Source organism: Klebsiella sp. M041 (genome assembly GCF_059759695.1).
In genome coordinates this window covers 55,315-70,206 of sequence record NZ_JCAXWU010000021.1, presented here as the reverse complement: position 1 = coordinate 70,206, position 14,892 = coordinate 55,315, and the positions used below count along the sequence as shown (strand labels likewise).

Genomic DNA, 14,892 nt, shown 5'->3' with positions numbered 1-14,892 from the left:
AGCGCGGTGGTCCCACCTGACCCCATGCCGAACTCAGAAGTGAAACGCCGTAGCGCCGATGGTAGTGTGGGGTCTCCCCATGTGAGAGTAGGGAACTGCCAGGCATCAAATTGCAGTAAGCCGGGGTGACAACCGGTGGTAATAAAGCGAAAAAATTCGGTGGAGCGGTAGTTCAGTCGGTTAGAATACCTGCCTGTCACGCAGGGGGTCGCGGGTTCGAGTCCCGTCCGTTCCGCCACTTAATAAGAGCCCTGAGCATCTGCTCAGGGCTTTTTTGTTTTATCTGTTTCCGATTATTGCTAAATCAGCAAAAATCCTCTGCATTAATCGCTCTTTTTCCCCTCCACACCATCAGCCATAATTTCATTCGTTAACCGAAATGAACAAATAACGAGGAAAAACATGGCAATCCCTGCATTTGGTCTTGGCACCTTCCGTCTGAAAGATGATGTTGTTATCGCATCCGTAAAAACCGCGCTGGAGCTGGGCTATCGTACTATCGACACCGCGCAAATCTACGACAACGAAGCCGCGGTGGGTCAGGCTCTCGCTGAAAGCGGCGTGCCGCGTGATGAGCTGTTCATCACAACCAAAATCTGGATCGAAAACCTGAGCAAAGGCAAGCTGATCGCCAGCCTGCAAGAGAGCCTGCAGAAGCTACGCACTGACTATGTTGATCTGACGCTGATCCACTGGCCGTCACCGAATGATGCGGTGGCTGTTGAAGAGTTTATGGCTGCTCTGATGGAAGCGAAGGCGCTTGGCCTGACCCGTCAGATCGGTATCTCCAACTTCACTATTCCACTGATGGAGCGCGCGATTGCCGCCATTGGCGCTGAAAACATTGCTACCAATCAGATTGAGCTTTCGCCGTATCTGCAAAACCGTAAAGTCGTCGATTGGGCGCATGAGCACGGTATCCATATCACCTCCTACATGACCCTGGCCTACGGTAAGGCGCTGAAAGATGAGGTGATTGCCCGTATCGCGGCGAAACATAATGCGACTCCGGCGCAGGTTATCCTGGCATGGGCGATGGGCGAGGGGTACGCGGTGATCCCGTCCTCGACGAAGCGTGAGAACCTGGCCAGCAACCTGAAAGCGCTGGATCTGAAGCTGGATGATGAAGATCGCCAGGCGATCGCCGCGCTGGATTGCAACGATCGGCTGGTGAGCCCGGAAGGTCTGGCGCCGCAGTGGGATTAATCTCCTGCTTCCGGTATGCCCATCAGAGGGTACTACGACAGCTCCTTCGGGAGCTGTTTTACGTGTTCGCTCAGAAAATCAATAAACGCCCTGATACGTGTGCTGACGGCTCTATCGCTGTAGTACACCGCGCTGAAGGGCATCTCCACCGGCAAACGTTTGTCGGCCAGTAGTTCAACAAACTCCCCACTGGCTATCTCTTTATCCACCATATAATCCGACAGGCAGGCAATACCGTTCCCGGTCAGACACAGTTGCTTGAGCGTTTCCCCACTGTTCGATGATACCGCCGCCTCAATCTCTAACAACTGACCATCGCAACAGGATACCGGCCAGGTGTTCAGAGAGACGGGTTCAGTAAAGCCCAGACATTGATGTTGTTTCAGATCTGACGGATGCTGCGGCACGCCGTAGCGCGAAACATACTCTGGCGAGGCGACGATCTTCCGATAGCTGGTGAACAGCGGTCGGGCGCGCAGGCTGGAATCGGTTAAGGTTCCGGCCCGAATAGCCACATCCACTTTTCGTTCAATCAGATTAATAAATGTTTCTGACGACACGAGCGACAGCGTCATTTCCGGGTAACGCTCGCGAAATGGCTTCACCAGCGGCATGAGAAAATGCAGCATCACCGGCGTCGCGGCATCCACTCGCAGCAGGCCCCGCGGCGTCGTGCGCGTTTCCAGCAGGTCGTTTTCTGCCGCCGCCATCTCCTGCAATACCACCTGCATCCGGCGAAAATAGCGCTCGCCTTCCTCTGTCAGACTGAGCTGACGGGTGGTCCGATTGAGCAGGCTAACACCAAGCTTGGACTCGAGCTTTTTGACTGCCCGGCTGACGGCAGAGTTGGCCTGACCCAGCTGTTCGGCCGCCCGGCTGAAACTCCCGCTTTCCACTACCGCCACAAAGATGGCGATCTCATCGGATGTGGCTCTCATTATTGCACCTGTAGCAAAATTATATTGATACTTTGATAGTTTTTGTTATTTATACAACCCTTCATACTACGTGTCATCTTAATCCTGATGCTACGGAGTAAATTATGCCACTGGCGCTATTTGCCTTAACCATCGGTGCCTTCGCAATTGGCACCACTGAATTCGTGATTGTCGGCCTGGTCCCGACGATTGCCCAACAACTCTCTATTTCGCTGCCGTCGGCAGGCCTGCTGGTTTCTATCTACGCGCTGGGCGTGGCGATCGGCGCCCCGGTGCTGACGGCGTTAACGGGGCGTATGCCGCGTAAACAGCTGCTGCTGGCGTTGATGGTCCTATTTACGGCGGGTAATGTGCTGGCCTGGCAGGCCCCGGGCTATGAAACGCTGATCCTGGCGCGCCTGCTGACCGGTCTGGCACACGGCGTGTTCTTCTCTATTGGCTCGACAATCGCCACCAGCCTGGTGGCAAAAGAGAAAGCAGCCTCGGCTATCGCCATTATGTTCGGCGGCCTGACGGTCGCGCTGGTAACCGGGGTGCCATTCGGGACTTTCATCGGTCAGCATTTTGGCTGGCGGGAAACGTTCCTCGCGGTATCGATTCTGGGGGTGATTGCGCTTATCAGCAGTCTGATTCTGGTGCCGAATAATATCCCGGGCCGCGCCAGCGCTAGCCTGCGCGATCAGCTGAAAGTCTTAACCCATCCGCGCCTGCTGATGATCTATGCCATTACCGCGCTGGGCTATGGCGGCGTGTTTACCGCCTTTACCTTCCTTGCGCCGATGATGCAGGAGCTGGCCGGCTTCAGCCCGTCAGCCGTGAGCTGGATCCTGCTGGGCTATGGCGTCTCGGTGGCTATTGGCAACGTATGGGGCGGCAAACTGGCCGATAGGCATGGCGCCGTCTCCGCGCTGAAGTTTATCTTCGCCGCGCTGGTTGTGCTGCTGCTGGTGTTCCAGCTGACCGCCAGCATTCACTATGCCGCGCTGGCAACGGTGCTGGTGATGGGCGTTTTCGCCTTCGGCAACGTGCCGGGCCTGCAGGTGTACGTGGTGCAAAAAGCAGAGCAGTACACTCCCGGGGCTGTCGACATCGCATCCGGCCTGAATATTGCCGCCTTCAACGTCGGCATCGCGCTGGGGTCGATCGTCGGTGGACAGACGGTCGAGCGGTACGGTCTGGCGCAGACGCCGTGGATTGGCGCGGTGATTGTGCTGGTCGCTTTGCTGTTGGTGGTCCTGAGCGGACGTTTAGATAAATTGCCACGCCGTTCGGCAGCGCTTTCTCCCGAAGGCTAAGGGTTTCTCGCAATTTGCATTGAAAGTGTATGGGAAAATCCCTATAACAGAATAACCAGTCGTCGTCGGGCTGGTTTCTGTTATCGAGGATTAATGCCCAAATTGCGAAAGAACACCTACGCCATGCGCTATGTCGCCGGACAACCTGCGGAGAGAATATTGCCTCCGGGGGCGTTTGCGGGCGTGAGTCCGGTTTATCCCGCCGGCACGCCGTTAAGCAGCGATGAGAAAATCCGCGTGCTGGTGTGGAATATCTTCAAACAGCAGCGCGCAGAGTGGCAGTCGGTCCTTAAGAATTTTGGCAAAGACGCGCACTTAGTCCTGTTGCAGGAGGCGCAGACGACGCCGGAGCTGGTCAGGTTCGCGACCACCAACTATCTGGCCGCCGATCAGGTGCCTGCGCTGGTGCTGCCGCAGCATCCTTCCGGCGTGATGACGCTGGCTTCCGCCCATCCTATCTATTGCTGCCCATTGCGCGAACGTGAACCTATTTTGCGTCTGCCTAAATCAGCATTAGTGACTGTTTATCCGCTGCCCGATGCGCGGCTGTTAATGGTGGTCAATATCCATGCCGTTAACTTCAGCCTTGGCGTCGACGTCTACAGCAAACAGCTGCTGCCGATTGGCGATCAGATCGCCCATCACAGCGGGCCGGTGATCATGGCTGGCGACTTCAATGCCTGGAGCCGCCCGCGGATGAACGCCCTGTACCGCTTTGCACGCGAGATGTCGCTGCGTGAAGTTCGTTTCCCGGACGATCAGCGCCGCCGCGCGTTTGGTCGCCCGCTCGATTTTGTGTTCTACCGTGGGTTAAGCGTGCACGATGCTTCCGTGCTGGTAACCCGCGCCTCCGACCACAACCCGCTACTAGTCGAATTCAGTCCCGGCAAGCCTGATTAATTTAAGGTTGGTCAGGCCTGCCATGGGGCAGGCCTGCGCATGCATGGTGCTGCCTTTTATTACTCAAAAAACCGTAAGGACAAGACAACATGACAACACGCTCTCACCATGACAACGTCGAAAAGCAGTTCGGCTCCCAGGCCAGCGCCTATCTGACCAGCGCCGTGCACGCCTCTGGTCGCGATCTGCAGCGGCTGGCGGAACGACTGGCTGATTTTCCTCAGGCGAAAGTGCTGGATATGGGCTGCGGGGCAGGGCACGCCAGCTTTACCGCGGCGGGACAGGTTGCCGAGGTGACCGCCTATGATTTATCGAGCCAGATGCTGGAGGTCGTTGCCGCTGCGGCAAAGGAGAAAGGTTTTAGCAATATCGTGACCCAGCAGGGGTATGCCGAAACGCTGCCGTTCGCTGATGCCAGCTTTGATATCGTTATCAGCCGCTATTCTGCTCATCACTGGCATGACGTTGGCCAGGCGCTGCGCGAGGTGAAACGTGTCCTCAAGCCGGGTGGGGTGATGATCGTGATGGACGTGATGTCGCCGGGCCATGTGGTGCGTGATGTCTGGCTGCAGACGGTGGAAGCCTTGCGCGATACCTCGCACGTGCGTAATTATTCCAGCGGCGAGTGGCTGACGCTGGCGACGGAGGCGGGGCTGGTGATTAATCAGCTGTTGACCGATCGCCTGCCGCTGGAGTTCAGTTCGTGGGTGGCGCGGATGCGTACCCCTGAGCCGCTGGTGGAGGCGATTCGTTTATACCAGCAGAGCGCCTCGGCGGAGGTGAAAGCCTACTTTGAGTTACAGCAGGATGGTTCCTTTACCAGCGATACCATCATGTTTGAAGCGCATAAAGCGGTTTAATACGGACAACAAAAAAGGCACCGGGGGAAGTCGGTGCCTTTTTATCGAACCCTGACGTATCAGGACTCTGGTCGATCGCTGTTTTTCACAAACAGCGTTAGCTGATCGCCAGGCCGCAGATTGTCGGTATCGCTGTTCCAGCGCATGACGTCGCGAATATTAACGCCATGACGTTTGGCGATGCTCGACAGCGAATCACCTTTGCGAACGCGATAGGTGATGCTATCGCTGTTATTCGCCAGACGCTGCGCGCTGCTGCCGGCGCCGATAACCAGGTTCTGTCCAACCTTCAATCCAGAGCCGCGCAGGTTATTCCACTGCTGCAGATCGCGGGTCGTGACGCCGAGACGGGAAGCAATCCCGGAAATGGTATCGCCGGAACGCACCTTATAGCTTCGGCTGGTCAGCGGCGTATTATCCGCGAGCTGCGTCGGCTGTACGGCGGCAATGTCGCCAGAGGCCAGCGATTCACGCAGCTGGGCTGCGTGTTTCTGCGGCACCATGACGTACTTTGGCCCGCTAGCGCCCAGCGTTGACCCCTTTACGCCGGCGTTGAAGGTCTTCAGCTTGCTGACCGGCATACCGGCCATATCCGCGAGCTGAGAAATATCAACCGGACTGTCGAGGCGAACGCGCGCCAGCGCACGGCTTTCATCAGCCGTAGGCAACTTCACGCCGTAACGTTTGCTGTTTTTGAGGATGTCGCTCAATGCCAGCATTTTCGGTACGTAGACTTTCGTTTCATGCGGCAGAGACAGCGACCAGAAATCGGTGGGTTTGCCACGCGAACGGTTCGCTTTCACTGCCTTCATGACCCGACCTTCGCCGCTGTTATATGCCGCAACCGTTAACAACCAGTCGCCGTCGAACATTTTGTTCAGACGTTGCATCATGTCCAGCGCCGCGGTAGTCGATGCGACAACGTCACGACGCGCATCGTAACTGCGGGTCTGTTTTAAACCATAATTGCGCCCTGTGCTCGGAATGATCTGCCAGATGCCTGCGGCATTGGCGCCAGACGTCGCGTGTGGGTCAAAAGCGCTCTCCACTATGGGTAGTAATACCAGTTCCATTGGCATGTTACGTTTCTTAACCTGCCCGGCTATCCAGTACATATACGGCTCTGCCCGTAAAGTTACATCGTGGAGATAGCTCTTATTTCTTAAGTACTTCTGTTTTTGCTCGCGAATCCGGGGGTTATCCGGTATTCCCATCTTTAGCTCGTCGCCTATGGAAGTCCACAGATCCTGGTCTTGCGCGTAGAAGGTTCCATCATCTAACCAGCGCGCTTGACTTGTGAACTTGCCTGCTTCCCCTTGACCAGCCGCAGAAAGGCTCTGTGCTCGCTGTTCGACGGTGCCATCGTGCTTAGACGCCTGGCACCCCACCAGCAGGACAGAGGCGAATAATATCGCTCGTGCCTTCATGTGTGTGTCAATAGTTGCTTAAAAGACGACCAAGGATAACGGCGAAGTTAGCCGATGACAAGAATTAAATATCAGAATTCGTCTTTCTTTGACCTTAACCACGCAAATCGCGCCACAGAGTGTTGCAATTTTGTTTCTTTGTTAATTTTGTCAATTAAATCAATATCATTTACCCGTAAAAATAAATTTATACGCCGCTCGTTTTTCAGAATTACGGGTAGTGTCTTTTGTTTTTTTGCACGTAACTCATTAACTTTATGATAGTAATCGTTTATGTCCCTATCATCAGGCAGGATACTCAACGCAAACTTCATATTCGCTAACGTATATTCATGTGCGCAACATATAAGGGTTTCTTCAGGAAGGGCGTTAATCTTCATAAATGATTGATACATCTGCTCTGCAGTGCCTTCGAACAGCCTTCCGCAGCCGCCGGAGAACATCGTGTCGCCGCAAAACAGATAAGGTTCGCTGTAGTAACAGATATGTCCTAATGTGTGACCTGGCGTGGAGAAAATGGAAAAATCGACCCCGAGAATTGACAGCCGATCGCCATCGTTTACTACCTGAGTAATCCCCTTATCCTGGGTTTCTGCCGGCCCGTAAACCACCAGAGAGGGGAATTTTTCACGTAATTGTTTTACGCCGCCGACGTGATCCTGATGGTGATGGGTCACTAAAATGGCCTCGGGCTGCCACTGGTTTTCTTCGATTGCCGCCAGAACCGGCGCGGCCTCGCCCGGGTCAACGATGATGCAGCGGCCGTGATTCTCAGTGAGAACCCAGATGTAGTTGTCCTGAAACGCGGGAATACTGATAAGATTCATAAATTACCTCTAAAGCGTAGCGGAAGGTGGCAATGAAGCCGGCAAGGATACCTCATACAGTGACAGCGCCTGAGCATTGGTCCAGTATGCCGTGGGGCGAATACTATCGCGAAACGCTGGAGCAGCAGATGAAGCCGTGGCTGGCTAAATTATATGGCTTTCATCTGCTTAAGATTGGCAATCTGAGCGCGGAAATCAATACCGAAGCTTGTGCCATCTCGCACCAGGTGAATGTCTCGCTGGCGGGAAACCCAATGCAGGTCCGGGCCGACCCGCTGCATTTACCCTTTGCCGAAAAGTCCGTCGACGCCTGCCTGCTGGCGCATACCCTGCCGTGGTGTAGCGATCCGCATCGCCTGCTGCGGGAGGCCGATCGCGTCCTGATCGATGATGGCTGGATGATCCTGACCGGGTTTAATCCGGTGAGCCTGATGGGGTTGCGTAAGCTGGTGCCGGTGCTGCGCAAAGGCACGCCGTACAACAGCCGTATGTTTACGTTGATGCGCCAGCTGGACTGGCTGTCGCTGCTCAACTTTGAAGTGCTGCATTATGGGCGTTATCAGGTTTTACCCTGGTCGCGGCATGGCGGCAAACTGCTGAGCACCCATCTGCCAGCGCTGGGCTGTTTGCAATTAATTGTCGCCCGCAAACGGACTATTCCGCTCACCCTTAATCCGATGAAGTCAGGGAAAGCGAAAACCCAGCTACGGCCGGCAGTCGGCGCCACCCGGCAGTGGCGCAAGGGGCAGAATTAGCTCTCCGGCTGGTAGCCGATGTCGTCCTGAGTGGGATGGGAGGCCGCAGCGCGGGCCAGCTCGTCGCAGCGTTCGTTTTCTGGATGGCCGGCGTGGCCCTTCACCCACTCCCATTTGATCTTATGCTGGCCAAGCGCGGCGTCCAGCCTCTGCCAGAGGTCGACATTCTTTACCGGTTTTTTCTCTGCCGTTTTCCAGCCGCGCTTTTTCCAGTTGTGGATCCACTGGGTGATCCCCTGGCGGACATACTGGCTGTCGGTGCTGAGCACCACCTCGCAATGCTCTTTTAACGCTTCGAGGGCGACGATCGCCGCCATCAGTTCCATGCGGTTATTGGTGGTCAGACGGTAGCCGGCGCTAAAGGTTTTTTCGTGCTGGCGGTAGCGCATGATGGCGCCGTAACCGCCGGGTCCTGGATTTCCCAGGCAAGAGCCGTCGGTGAAAATTTCTACCTGTTTGAGCATCTCTGGTAGACTTCCTGTAATTGAAATCGATTTGTAAACGATAAGTCTGACATAAATGACCGCGATGAGCACTGCAATTACGCGCCAGATTGTTCTCGATACCGAAACCACCGGTATGAACCAGATCGGGGCGCACTACGAAGGACACAAGATCATTGAGATCGGCGCCGTGGAGGTGATCAACCGCCGCCTGACCGGTAACAATTTCCACGTCTATCTCAAACCCGATCGGCTGGTGGATCCGGAGGCGTTCGGCGTGCACGGGATCGCCGACGAATTCCTGCTGGATAAACCCACCTTTGCCGACGTTGCCGATGAGTTTATGGATTACATCCGCGGCGCGGAGCTGGTGATCCATAACGCCTCGTTCGATATCGGTTTTATGGATTATGAGTTCGGTAAGCTGAACCGCGGGATCGGGAAAACCGAGACCTTCTGTAAAATCACCGACAGTCTGGCGCTGGCGCGGAAAATGTTTCCCGGCAAGCGCAACAGTCTGGATGCGCTATGTTCGCGCTACGAAATAGACAACAGCAAGCGTACGCTGCACGGGGCACTGCTCGATGCCCAGATCCTTGCCGATGTCTATTTGATGATGACCGGCGGCCAGACGTCGATGGCGTTCTCTATGGAAGGCGAAAGCCAGCAGCAGGCAGGCGAGATGGGGATTCAGCGCGTCGTTCGCGCCGCCAGTCAGTTACGGGTGGTTTATGCTTCTGATGAGGAGCTGGTGAACCATGAATCCCGCCTCGATCTGGTGCAAAAGAAAGGCGGAAGCTGCCTGTGGCGTGCCTGATAACCACTAAAATGGATTAAAAGTAGGCGGTTGGGCGATTTTTGCAGCAAACGATTCAAAACGGTAGAAAAAGCGTTGACGGGGTAGAGGGGAATCCGTAATATTCGCCTCGTTCCCAACGGAACAACAACGCGGAGCGGTAGTTCAGTCGGTTAGAATACCTGCCTGTCACGCAGGGGGTCGCGGGTTCGAGTCCCGTCCGTTCCGCCACTTTTCAGAAAGCCTGAATCAGCAATGATTCAGGCTTTCGTCGTTTTCGTCGCCGAATTTCAGCGCGCCTCTTGTTCCTCCTGCATACACTGCATGAATACCCGCATCGCCGGACTGATTGCCTTCCCGGCGTGGTGGGCGCAGACTCCACAGTTCGATGGTGTTCTCCATGGTAATGCCGCGCTGGCGCAGGATGCTTTCAAAAATCTGCCGGAACACGCCCTGGGGTTCGTTGATGATAAAGCTCAGCGGGATAGGCTGCCGCGGGGCTGGCGTGCGGCGGCATGACTATGCAATAAGTTAAGGGAGCGTAACGCTCCCCTGCGGTTATTTATCCTGCGGCAGGGCGGGTTGCCCTTCATTTACCCAGGTCATAAAGATCCGGTAACCGATGGCCAGCAGGGTGGCGCCGAGGAACATACCGAGAATGCCGTTAGAGGCCATTCCGCCAAGGGCGCCCAGCAGCACCACCGGCATTGGCGCATCAACTCCGCGCCCCAGCAGCAGTGGTTTGAGGACGTTATCGGCCATACCGGCGACGATCAGCAGGACAGTATAGAAGATATCCATTCCGGTACTGTGGGTGCCGAAACTCCACATCAGCGCGATGGCCGGGGCCGTCACCAGGATCACCGGCACCTGTGCAATGCCGAGGATCAGGGCAAGTATAAAGAAGATCCCGACGGCGGGGATGCTGGCCATCAGCATGATCACCCCGACCAGCAGCGCCTGGATCAGTGCCACCCCGATGACGCCCTGGGCGACCGCGCGGATGGTGCTGGTGCACAGGCGGGTGAGGGTCACGCCTTTATTCTCATCGGTAATACGGATGGCAATACGCTGCGCGCTGATGGCGCCCGCCGCGCCCCAGGCCATCATAATACCCGAGACGATAAACGAAATAATAAAGCCAATCAGCCCGCCGCCCATGCTGGCTAATATGCTGAGGAACTGTTTGGCAATATCGCCAATTTGCGAACGGTAATTGCTGAGCAATCCTGGCAGATCCACGGACGCCCGCATCCACAGAGCGCTAAGCCGTTCGCCAACGATCGGTAAAGAGGCAATTCGTGAAGAGGGTGGGGGAATGGCAAAGCTCTGGCTGCCCATCCGGTCGATCATCGCGCTGGCGCTTTCCGCCAGCGAGGTGATCATCAGCACTGTGGGGATAATAATCAGTAAAATACCTAACAGCACCAGCACCACCGACGCCAGCCCCTGTTTACCGGCGAAAAGCCCGGCAAAATATTGATGTAAAGGATAGAGCGCCACGGCCAGAATCAACGCCCAGAGCATCATATTGACGAAGGGAGAAAAGACAGTAAAACAGAATGAGGCCAGCGCCAGAATAAGACTGAACCGAATAAACATATCGAGAAAGCGGGTGACCAGCCGTTTTTCTATTAACTGAAGATTATTATTATCCATTTACCATTACGCTCATAAAATATGTATACGCCAACGCTCAGCCGGGTTCAACAAAACAAGCTGGCAACAGAAAAGTCATGCGTTTACAACGCAGAAGTTAAATGAAAATGATCTCCGCCCGTTTGGTTGTGGGCCGTTTAATGAGTGTAGAACAGAAATGAAGGGCGCCTTGTAAATATTCTGCTGGGCGTGGCAAGAGGAAATTCCGCTTTCTTTTCCCGCAGAAGGGGGAAGAAAGCGGAGGGGGATTAATCCAGAGTAAAAGGATCGGCATCGCGCCAGGCGGGGAATTTTTCACGATATTCCTGGAGGGCGCTCAGCGACAGTTCGGCGTCAAGACGAGTGGCCTGATGCGGATCGGCGGTGGCGACAATCTCCCCCTGGGGACTGATAATCCGGCTATCACCGCGGTAATGATGACCGTTGCCGTCGGTGCCGACCCGGTTACAGCCGGCGACGTAGGCCTGGTTCTCAATCGCGCGGGCGACCAGCAGCGACTGCCAGTGCAGCGAGCGCGGCGCCGGCCAGTTCGCCACATACAGCGCCAAATCATAGTCGTTAAGGTTACGCGACCATACCGGAAAGCGCAGGTCGTAACAGACCAGCGGCAGGATCCGCCATCCGCGCCATTCAAAGACCACGCGCTTGTCTCCGGCCTCATAGTGATGGTGTTCATCCGCCATACGAAACAGGTGACGTTTATCATAATGATGGACCGTGCCGTCAGGCTCGACCAGCAGGAAGCGGTTAACGGCCCCGCGCTCAGTTTGCAGCGCCGCGCTGCCGGCGATCAGCGCCTGGGTTTGCGCCGCCCGGGCATGCATCCACGCTACCACCTCGGCCTCGGGTAAAGATTGTTTTGCCGCTTCCATCGCAAAGCCGGTGGTAAACATCTCAGGTAAAACAATGATATCGCGCCCGACAATCCCTTCCAGTTGGCGATCAAAATGGCGCAGGTTAGCAGGGCCGTCCATCCAGACCAGCGGTTGTTGCAACAGCGTAATTTTCAGGCCAGGCACAATGGTCAACTCCATTCTCATGAGGGGGTTAGGTTAACTGTAACACCTTATCAGCCTCGCGGCGGTCCGCGGAATATTTTGTTAAAAAAATGCTACTAACAGGAACGGCGGGGGAAGGAGAGACGAAAAAAAGGCGGGGAAAATTCCCCGCCCGGCGTGTGATGTGGTTGTTGTTTTATTATGCGGCTTCAACGTTGCGAACTTTTTCCGGCAGCTTTACCGGCTGGGTTGCCAGCTCCTCTGGCGCAAAGTCGTCAACGTTAATGCTGCGCAAGCGACTGTGCTCTGCTCGGGTCAAAATGGCGGCTTCATCCTGACTGATTAAGCCTTTCGCCAGGGCATGGGCGGCCAGTTCGTCGAGACGGGTGAACGGCAGATTTTTACCCAACTCTTTGCAGATACGCTGGTGGATAGGATCGGCCGCCATCACTTCCAGCAGCGCCTCTTCCAGCAGGCCGACCGGGTTATGCTCGCTCGGCGTCAGGAACTGACCGCGACCGATGCGGGAGCGGGTGGCGCTGGGCACCTGCAGAATTTTAGCGACTTTATGGTCCAGCTTATCCGACGGCGCATGGTGATGACGACCGGTCGGGAAGATGACCAGGCGCATTGCGCCAGCCACCAGACGATTGGGGAAGTTTTTCAGCAGATCGTCGATGGCCTGCTCGGCCTGATGCAGCGCATCCTGCACCCCCCAGTGAACCAGCGGCAGATCGGCTTCATTGCGTCCTTCATCGTCATAGCGTTTCAGCACCGCCGAGGCCAGGTACAGCTGGCTTAACACATCCCCCAGACGCGCGGAGATACGTTCGCGACGCTTGAGACTGCCCCCCAGCACCGCCATCGAGACGTCTGACAGCAGCGCCAGGTTAGCGCTCAGACGGTTCATTTGCTGATAGTAGCGGCGGGTGACGTCGCGGGTCGGCGCGCTGCTGGTGCGTCCGCCGGTCAGGCCCAACCAGAAACTCCGTACTTTGTTACTGCCGACATGGCCGATATGTTTGAACAGCAGCTTGTCATAGGCGTTCAGGTCGTTGTTCTGTGCGGCAGCCATCTCCTCCAGCACGTACGGATGGCAGCGAATCGCACCCTGACCGAAGATCATCATGCTACGGGTCAGAATATTCGCACCTTCCACGGTGATGGCGATAGGCGCGCCCTGATATGCCCGGGCGAGGAAGTTGCCTTCGCCCAGCATAATGCCTTTCCCGCCGGTAATATCCATTGCGTCGATAATGGCGCGCTGGCCGCGGTGGGTGCAGTGATATTTCACGATCGCGGAGAGCACCGCCGGTTTCTCGCCGAGCATAATGCCGTAGGTAATCAGCGAGGCCGCAGCATCCATCACATAAGCATTACCGGCAATGCGCGCCAGCGCCTCTTCAATGCCTTCCATTTTACCGATCGAGATTTTGAACTGGCGGCGAATATGGGCGTAAGCCCCGGTCGCCATAGCCACCGATTTCAGGCCGCCGGTGGAGTTGGACGGCAGCGTAATACCGCGGCCCACCGACAGACATTCAACCAGCATGCGCCAGCCCTGACCGGCCATCCCCGGCCCGCCGATGATGTAATCGATCGGCACGAAGATATCTTTGCCGCGGGTTGGGCCGTTCTGGAACGGGACGTTAAGCGGGAAGTGGCGACGGCCAATTTCCACGCCCGGGGTGGAGGTCGGGATCAGCGCGCAGGTGATGCCCAGCTCTTCTTCCCCGCCCAGCAGACGATCCGGGTCAGAAAGTTTAAAGGCTAGTCCCAGCACGGTGGCGATAGGCGCCAGCGTAATGTAGCGTTTGTTCCATGTCAGGCGCATACCCAGCACCTGCTGGCCCTGCCAGTCGCCCATGCAGACCACGCCGGTATCCGGGATGGCGCCGGCGTCGGAGCCCGCTTCCGGGCTGGTGAGTGCGAAGCAGGGGATCTCCAGCCCGCGCGCCAGACGCGGCAGGTAATGGTTTTTCTGCTCTTCAGTACCGTAATGCTGCAGCAGCTCGCCCGGGCCCAGTGAGTTCGGGACGCCGACGGTGATCGCCAGAATGCCGGAGACGCCAGAGAGCTTCTGCAGCACCCGCGACTGGGCATAAGCGGAGAATTCAAGCCCGCCATACTCTTTCTTGATGATCATCGCGAAGAAGCGGTGTTCTTTCAGATACGCCCACAGCTCCGGCGGCAGATCGGCCATTTCGTGGGTGATGGCGAAGTCGTTAGCCATCCGGCAGGCTTCTTCCACCGGGCCGTCGAGGAAGGCTTGCTCTTCGGCGGTCAGACGCGGCTGCGGATAGTTATGCAGCTTATGCCAGTCAGGATTACCGCGAAACAGATCCCCCTCCCACCAGGTGGTCCCGGCGTCGATGGCTTCCTTTTCGGTACGCGACATCGGCGGCATGACTTTGCGGAAGGCGCGAAACGCCGGTGCGGAAATCATGGATTTACGCATAGGCGCAAAGTTAAACGGCAACAGAATGATCGCCAGCGGCAGCAGCAGCCAGATATTCCACAGACCGGCCGCGCCGAGCGCTGCGGTCCAGGCGAGCAAGATCACGCTGCTGAGCAGCAGGCTGACCCGGTGATAGAAGAGCGCACCGAGTAAAACAACGGTTGCAACAATACTCAAAATCATCATAGAGAAATGCTCCCTGTGCTTGTAGGAGGTCTGACCACTTGTGATGTATTGGTTGTAGTGCATGCCTTTTTATTTAGCAATGTGTTTACAAAATAATTACAACCTTGCTCACATTGTTGTATGCAAAAGCGGCACATAAAATCA

At 56.1% G+C, this 14,892-nt stretch carries 13 protein-coding genes, 2 tRNA genes, 1 rRNA gene and 1 pseudogene; 9 read left to right on the top strand and 8 right to left on the bottom strand.

Features of this window, described 5'->3' with window-relative positions:
* From rrf to dkgB, 3 genes are all read left to right on the top strand, one after another.
* Positions 1–104, top strand: a 5S ribosomal RNA gene (gene rrf / locus AC6CWS_RS22490); the annotation flags it as partial.
* Between the two features lie 57 nt (positions 105–161).
* Positions 162–238: transfer RNA gene (locus AC6CWS_RS22485), tRNA-Asp, on the top strand.
* 164 nt (positions 239–402) lie between these two features.
* Positions 403–1,206, top strand: coding sequence for a 2,5-didehydrogluconate reductase DkgB (gene dkgB, locus AC6CWS_RS22480; protein ID WP_065883902.1), 804 nt, complete (start codon positions 403–405; stop codon positions 1,204–1,206).
* 32 nt (positions 1,207–1,238) lie between these two features.
* On the opposite strand, the gene yafC is transcribed toward dkgB, so the two are convergent.
* On the bottom strand, positions 1,239–2,144 hold the full coding sequence (yafC, locus tag AC6CWS_RS22475) for a DNA-binding transcriptional regulator YafC (protein ID WP_080901344.1): 906 nt from the start codon (positions 2,142–2,144) through the stop codon (positions 1,239–1,241).
* A gap of 104 nt (positions 2,145–2,248) precedes the next feature.
* Here yafC and AC6CWS_RS22470 point away from each other — a divergent pair, with 104 nt between their 5' ends.
* The 3 genes from AC6CWS_RS22470 to AC6CWS_RS22460 all read left to right on the top strand — a co-directional run bounded on the left by AC6CWS_RS22470 (position 2,249) and on the right by AC6CWS_RS22460 (position 5,199).
* Positions 2,249–3,439 (top strand): MFS transporter, encoded by a 1,191-nt coding sequence (locus tag AC6CWS_RS22470; protein WP_048334092.1) that lies wholly within the window; start codon positions 2,249–2,251, stop codon positions 3,437–3,439.
* Positions 3,440–3,541: 102 nt separating this feature from the next.
* On the top strand, positions 3,542–4,339 hold the full coding sequence (locus tag AC6CWS_RS22465) for an endonuclease/exonuclease/phosphatase family protein (RefSeq protein WP_072096514.1): 798 nt from the start codon (positions 3,542–3,544) through the stop codon (positions 4,337–4,339).
* An 89-nt stretch (positions 4,340–4,428) separates the two neighbouring features.
* Entirely contained in the window at positions 4,429–5,199 is a 771-nt protein-coding gene (locus tag AC6CWS_RS22460) for a class I SAM-dependent methyltransferase (RefSeq protein WP_023288497.1), read from the top strand.
* Between the two features lie 59 nt (positions 5,200–5,258).
* On the opposite strand, the gene mltD is transcribed toward AC6CWS_RS22460, so the two are convergent.
* Together mltD and gloB are read right to left on the bottom strand one after the other, a co-directional pair.
* A complete protein-coding gene (gene mltD / locus AC6CWS_RS22455) occupies positions 5,259–6,626 on the bottom strand; it encodes a murein transglycosylase D (protein WP_032453033.1) in 1,368 nt (455 codons plus the stop codon).
* 71 nt (positions 6,627–6,697) lie between these two features.
* Positions 6,698–7,453: a hydroxyacylglutathione hydrolase gene (gene gloB, locus AC6CWS_RS22450; RefSeq protein WP_065883904.1), complete on the bottom strand. Its 756-nt coding sequence runs from the start codon at positions 7,451–7,453 to the stop codon at positions 6,698–6,700.
* A gap of 32 nt (positions 7,454–7,485) precedes the next feature.
* On the opposite strand from gloB, the gene AC6CWS_RS22445 reads away from it, so the two are divergent.
* Complete coding sequence (locus tag AC6CWS_RS22445) at positions 7,486–8,208, top strand: class I SAM-dependent methyltransferase (RefSeq protein WP_004204619.1); 723 nt, start codon at positions 7,486–7,488, stop codon at positions 8,206–8,208.
* On the opposite strand, the gene rnhA is transcribed toward AC6CWS_RS22445, so the two are convergent.
* On the bottom strand, positions 8,205–8,672 hold the full coding sequence (gene rnhA, locus AC6CWS_RS22440; RefSeq protein ID WP_004204620.1) for a ribonuclease HI: 468 nt from the start codon (positions 8,670–8,672) through the stop codon (positions 8,205–8,207). The two genes, AC6CWS_RS22445 and rnhA, sit on opposite strands and share 4 nt — an antisense overlap.
* Before the next feature lie 64 nt (positions 8,673–8,736).
* On the opposite strand from rnhA, the gene dnaQ reads away from it, so the two are divergent.
* Both dnaQ and AC6CWS_RS22430 read left to right on the top strand, forming a co-directional pair.
* Positions 8,737–9,468: a DNA polymerase III subunit epsilon gene (dnaQ, locus tag AC6CWS_RS22435; RefSeq protein WP_004204621.1), complete on the top strand. Its 732-nt coding sequence runs from the start codon at positions 8,737–8,739 to the stop codon at positions 9,466–9,468.
* A 133-nt stretch (positions 9,469–9,601) separates the two neighbouring features.
* Positions 9,602–9,678: transfer RNA gene (locus tag AC6CWS_RS22430), tRNA-Asp, on the top strand.
* A gap of 59 nt (positions 9,679–9,737) precedes the next feature.
* Here the strand turns inward: AC6CWS_RS22430 and AC6CWS_RS22425 are convergent.
* From AC6CWS_RS22425 to fadE, 4 genes and pseudogenes are all read right to left on the bottom strand, one after another.
* A pseudogene (locus AC6CWS_RS22425) lies at positions 9,738–9,945 on the bottom strand (LysR family transcriptional regulator); the annotation flags it as partial.
* 60 nt (positions 9,946–10,005) lie between these two features.
* Positions 10,006–11,106 (bottom strand): AI-2E family transporter, encoded by a 1,101-nt coding sequence (locus AC6CWS_RS22420; RefSeq protein WP_065883910.1) that lies wholly within the window; start codon positions 11,104–11,106, stop codon positions 10,006–10,008.
* Between the two features lie 248 nt (positions 11,107–11,354).
* Complete coding sequence (locus tag AC6CWS_RS22415; protein ID WP_023288501.1) at positions 11,355–12,125, bottom strand: amidohydrolase; 771 nt, start codon at positions 12,123–12,125, stop codon at positions 11,355–11,357.
* Positions 12,126–12,303: 178 nt separating this feature from the next.
* A complete protein-coding gene (gene fadE / locus AC6CWS_RS22410; RefSeq protein WP_065883912.1) occupies positions 12,304–14,748 on the bottom strand; it encodes an acyl-CoA dehydrogenase FadE in 2,445 nt (814 codons plus the stop codon).
* Positions 14,749–14,892 lie beyond the last annotated feature (144 nt).

What these genes read in the sequence shown, in the direction of transcription:
- dkgB (WP_065883902.1), top strand. Translation starts at nt 403, where the DNA reads ATGGCAATCCCTGCATTTGGTCTTGGCACCTTCCGTCTGAAAGATGAT.
- AC6CWS_RS22460 (WP_023288497.1), top strand. Translation starts at nt 4,429, where the DNA reads ATGACAACACGCTCTCACCATGACAACGTCGAAAAGCAGTTCGGCTCC.
- fadE (WP_065883912.1), bottom strand. Translation starts at nt 14,748, where the DNA reads ATGATGATTTTGAGTATTGTTGCAACCGTTGTTTTACTCGGTGCGCTC.
- yafC (WP_080901344.1), bottom strand. Translation starts at nt 2,144, where the DNA reads ATGAGAGCCACATCCGATGAGATCGCCATCTTTGTGGCGGTAGTGGAA.
- AC6CWS_RS22445 (WP_004204619.1), top strand. Translation starts at nt 7,486, where the DNA reads ATGAAGCCGGCAAGGATACCTCATACAGTGACAGCGCCTGAGCATTGG.
- rnhA (WP_004204620.1), bottom strand. Translation starts at nt 8,672, where the DNA reads ATGCTCAAACAGGTAGAAATTTTCACCGACGGCTCTTGCCTGGGAAAT.
- mltD (WP_032453033.1), bottom strand. Translation starts at nt 6,626, where the DNA reads ATGAAGGCACGAGCGATATTATTCGCCTCTGTCCTGCTGGTGGGGTGC.
- gloB (WP_065883904.1), bottom strand. Translation starts at nt 7,453, where the DNA reads ATGAATCTTATCAGTATTCCCGCGTTTCAGGACAACTACATCTGGGTT.
- dnaQ (WP_004204621.1), top strand. Translation starts at nt 8,737, where the DNA reads ATGAGCACTGCAATTACGCGCCAGATTGTTCTCGATACCGAAACCACC.
- AC6CWS_RS22420 (WP_065883910.1), bottom strand. Translation starts at nt 11,106, where the DNA reads ATGGATAATAATAATCTTCAGTTAATAGAAAAACGGCTGGTCACCCGC.
- AC6CWS_RS22470 (WP_048334092.1), top strand. Translation starts at nt 2,249, where the DNA reads ATGCCACTGGCGCTATTTGCCTTAACCATCGGTGCCTTCGCAATTGGC.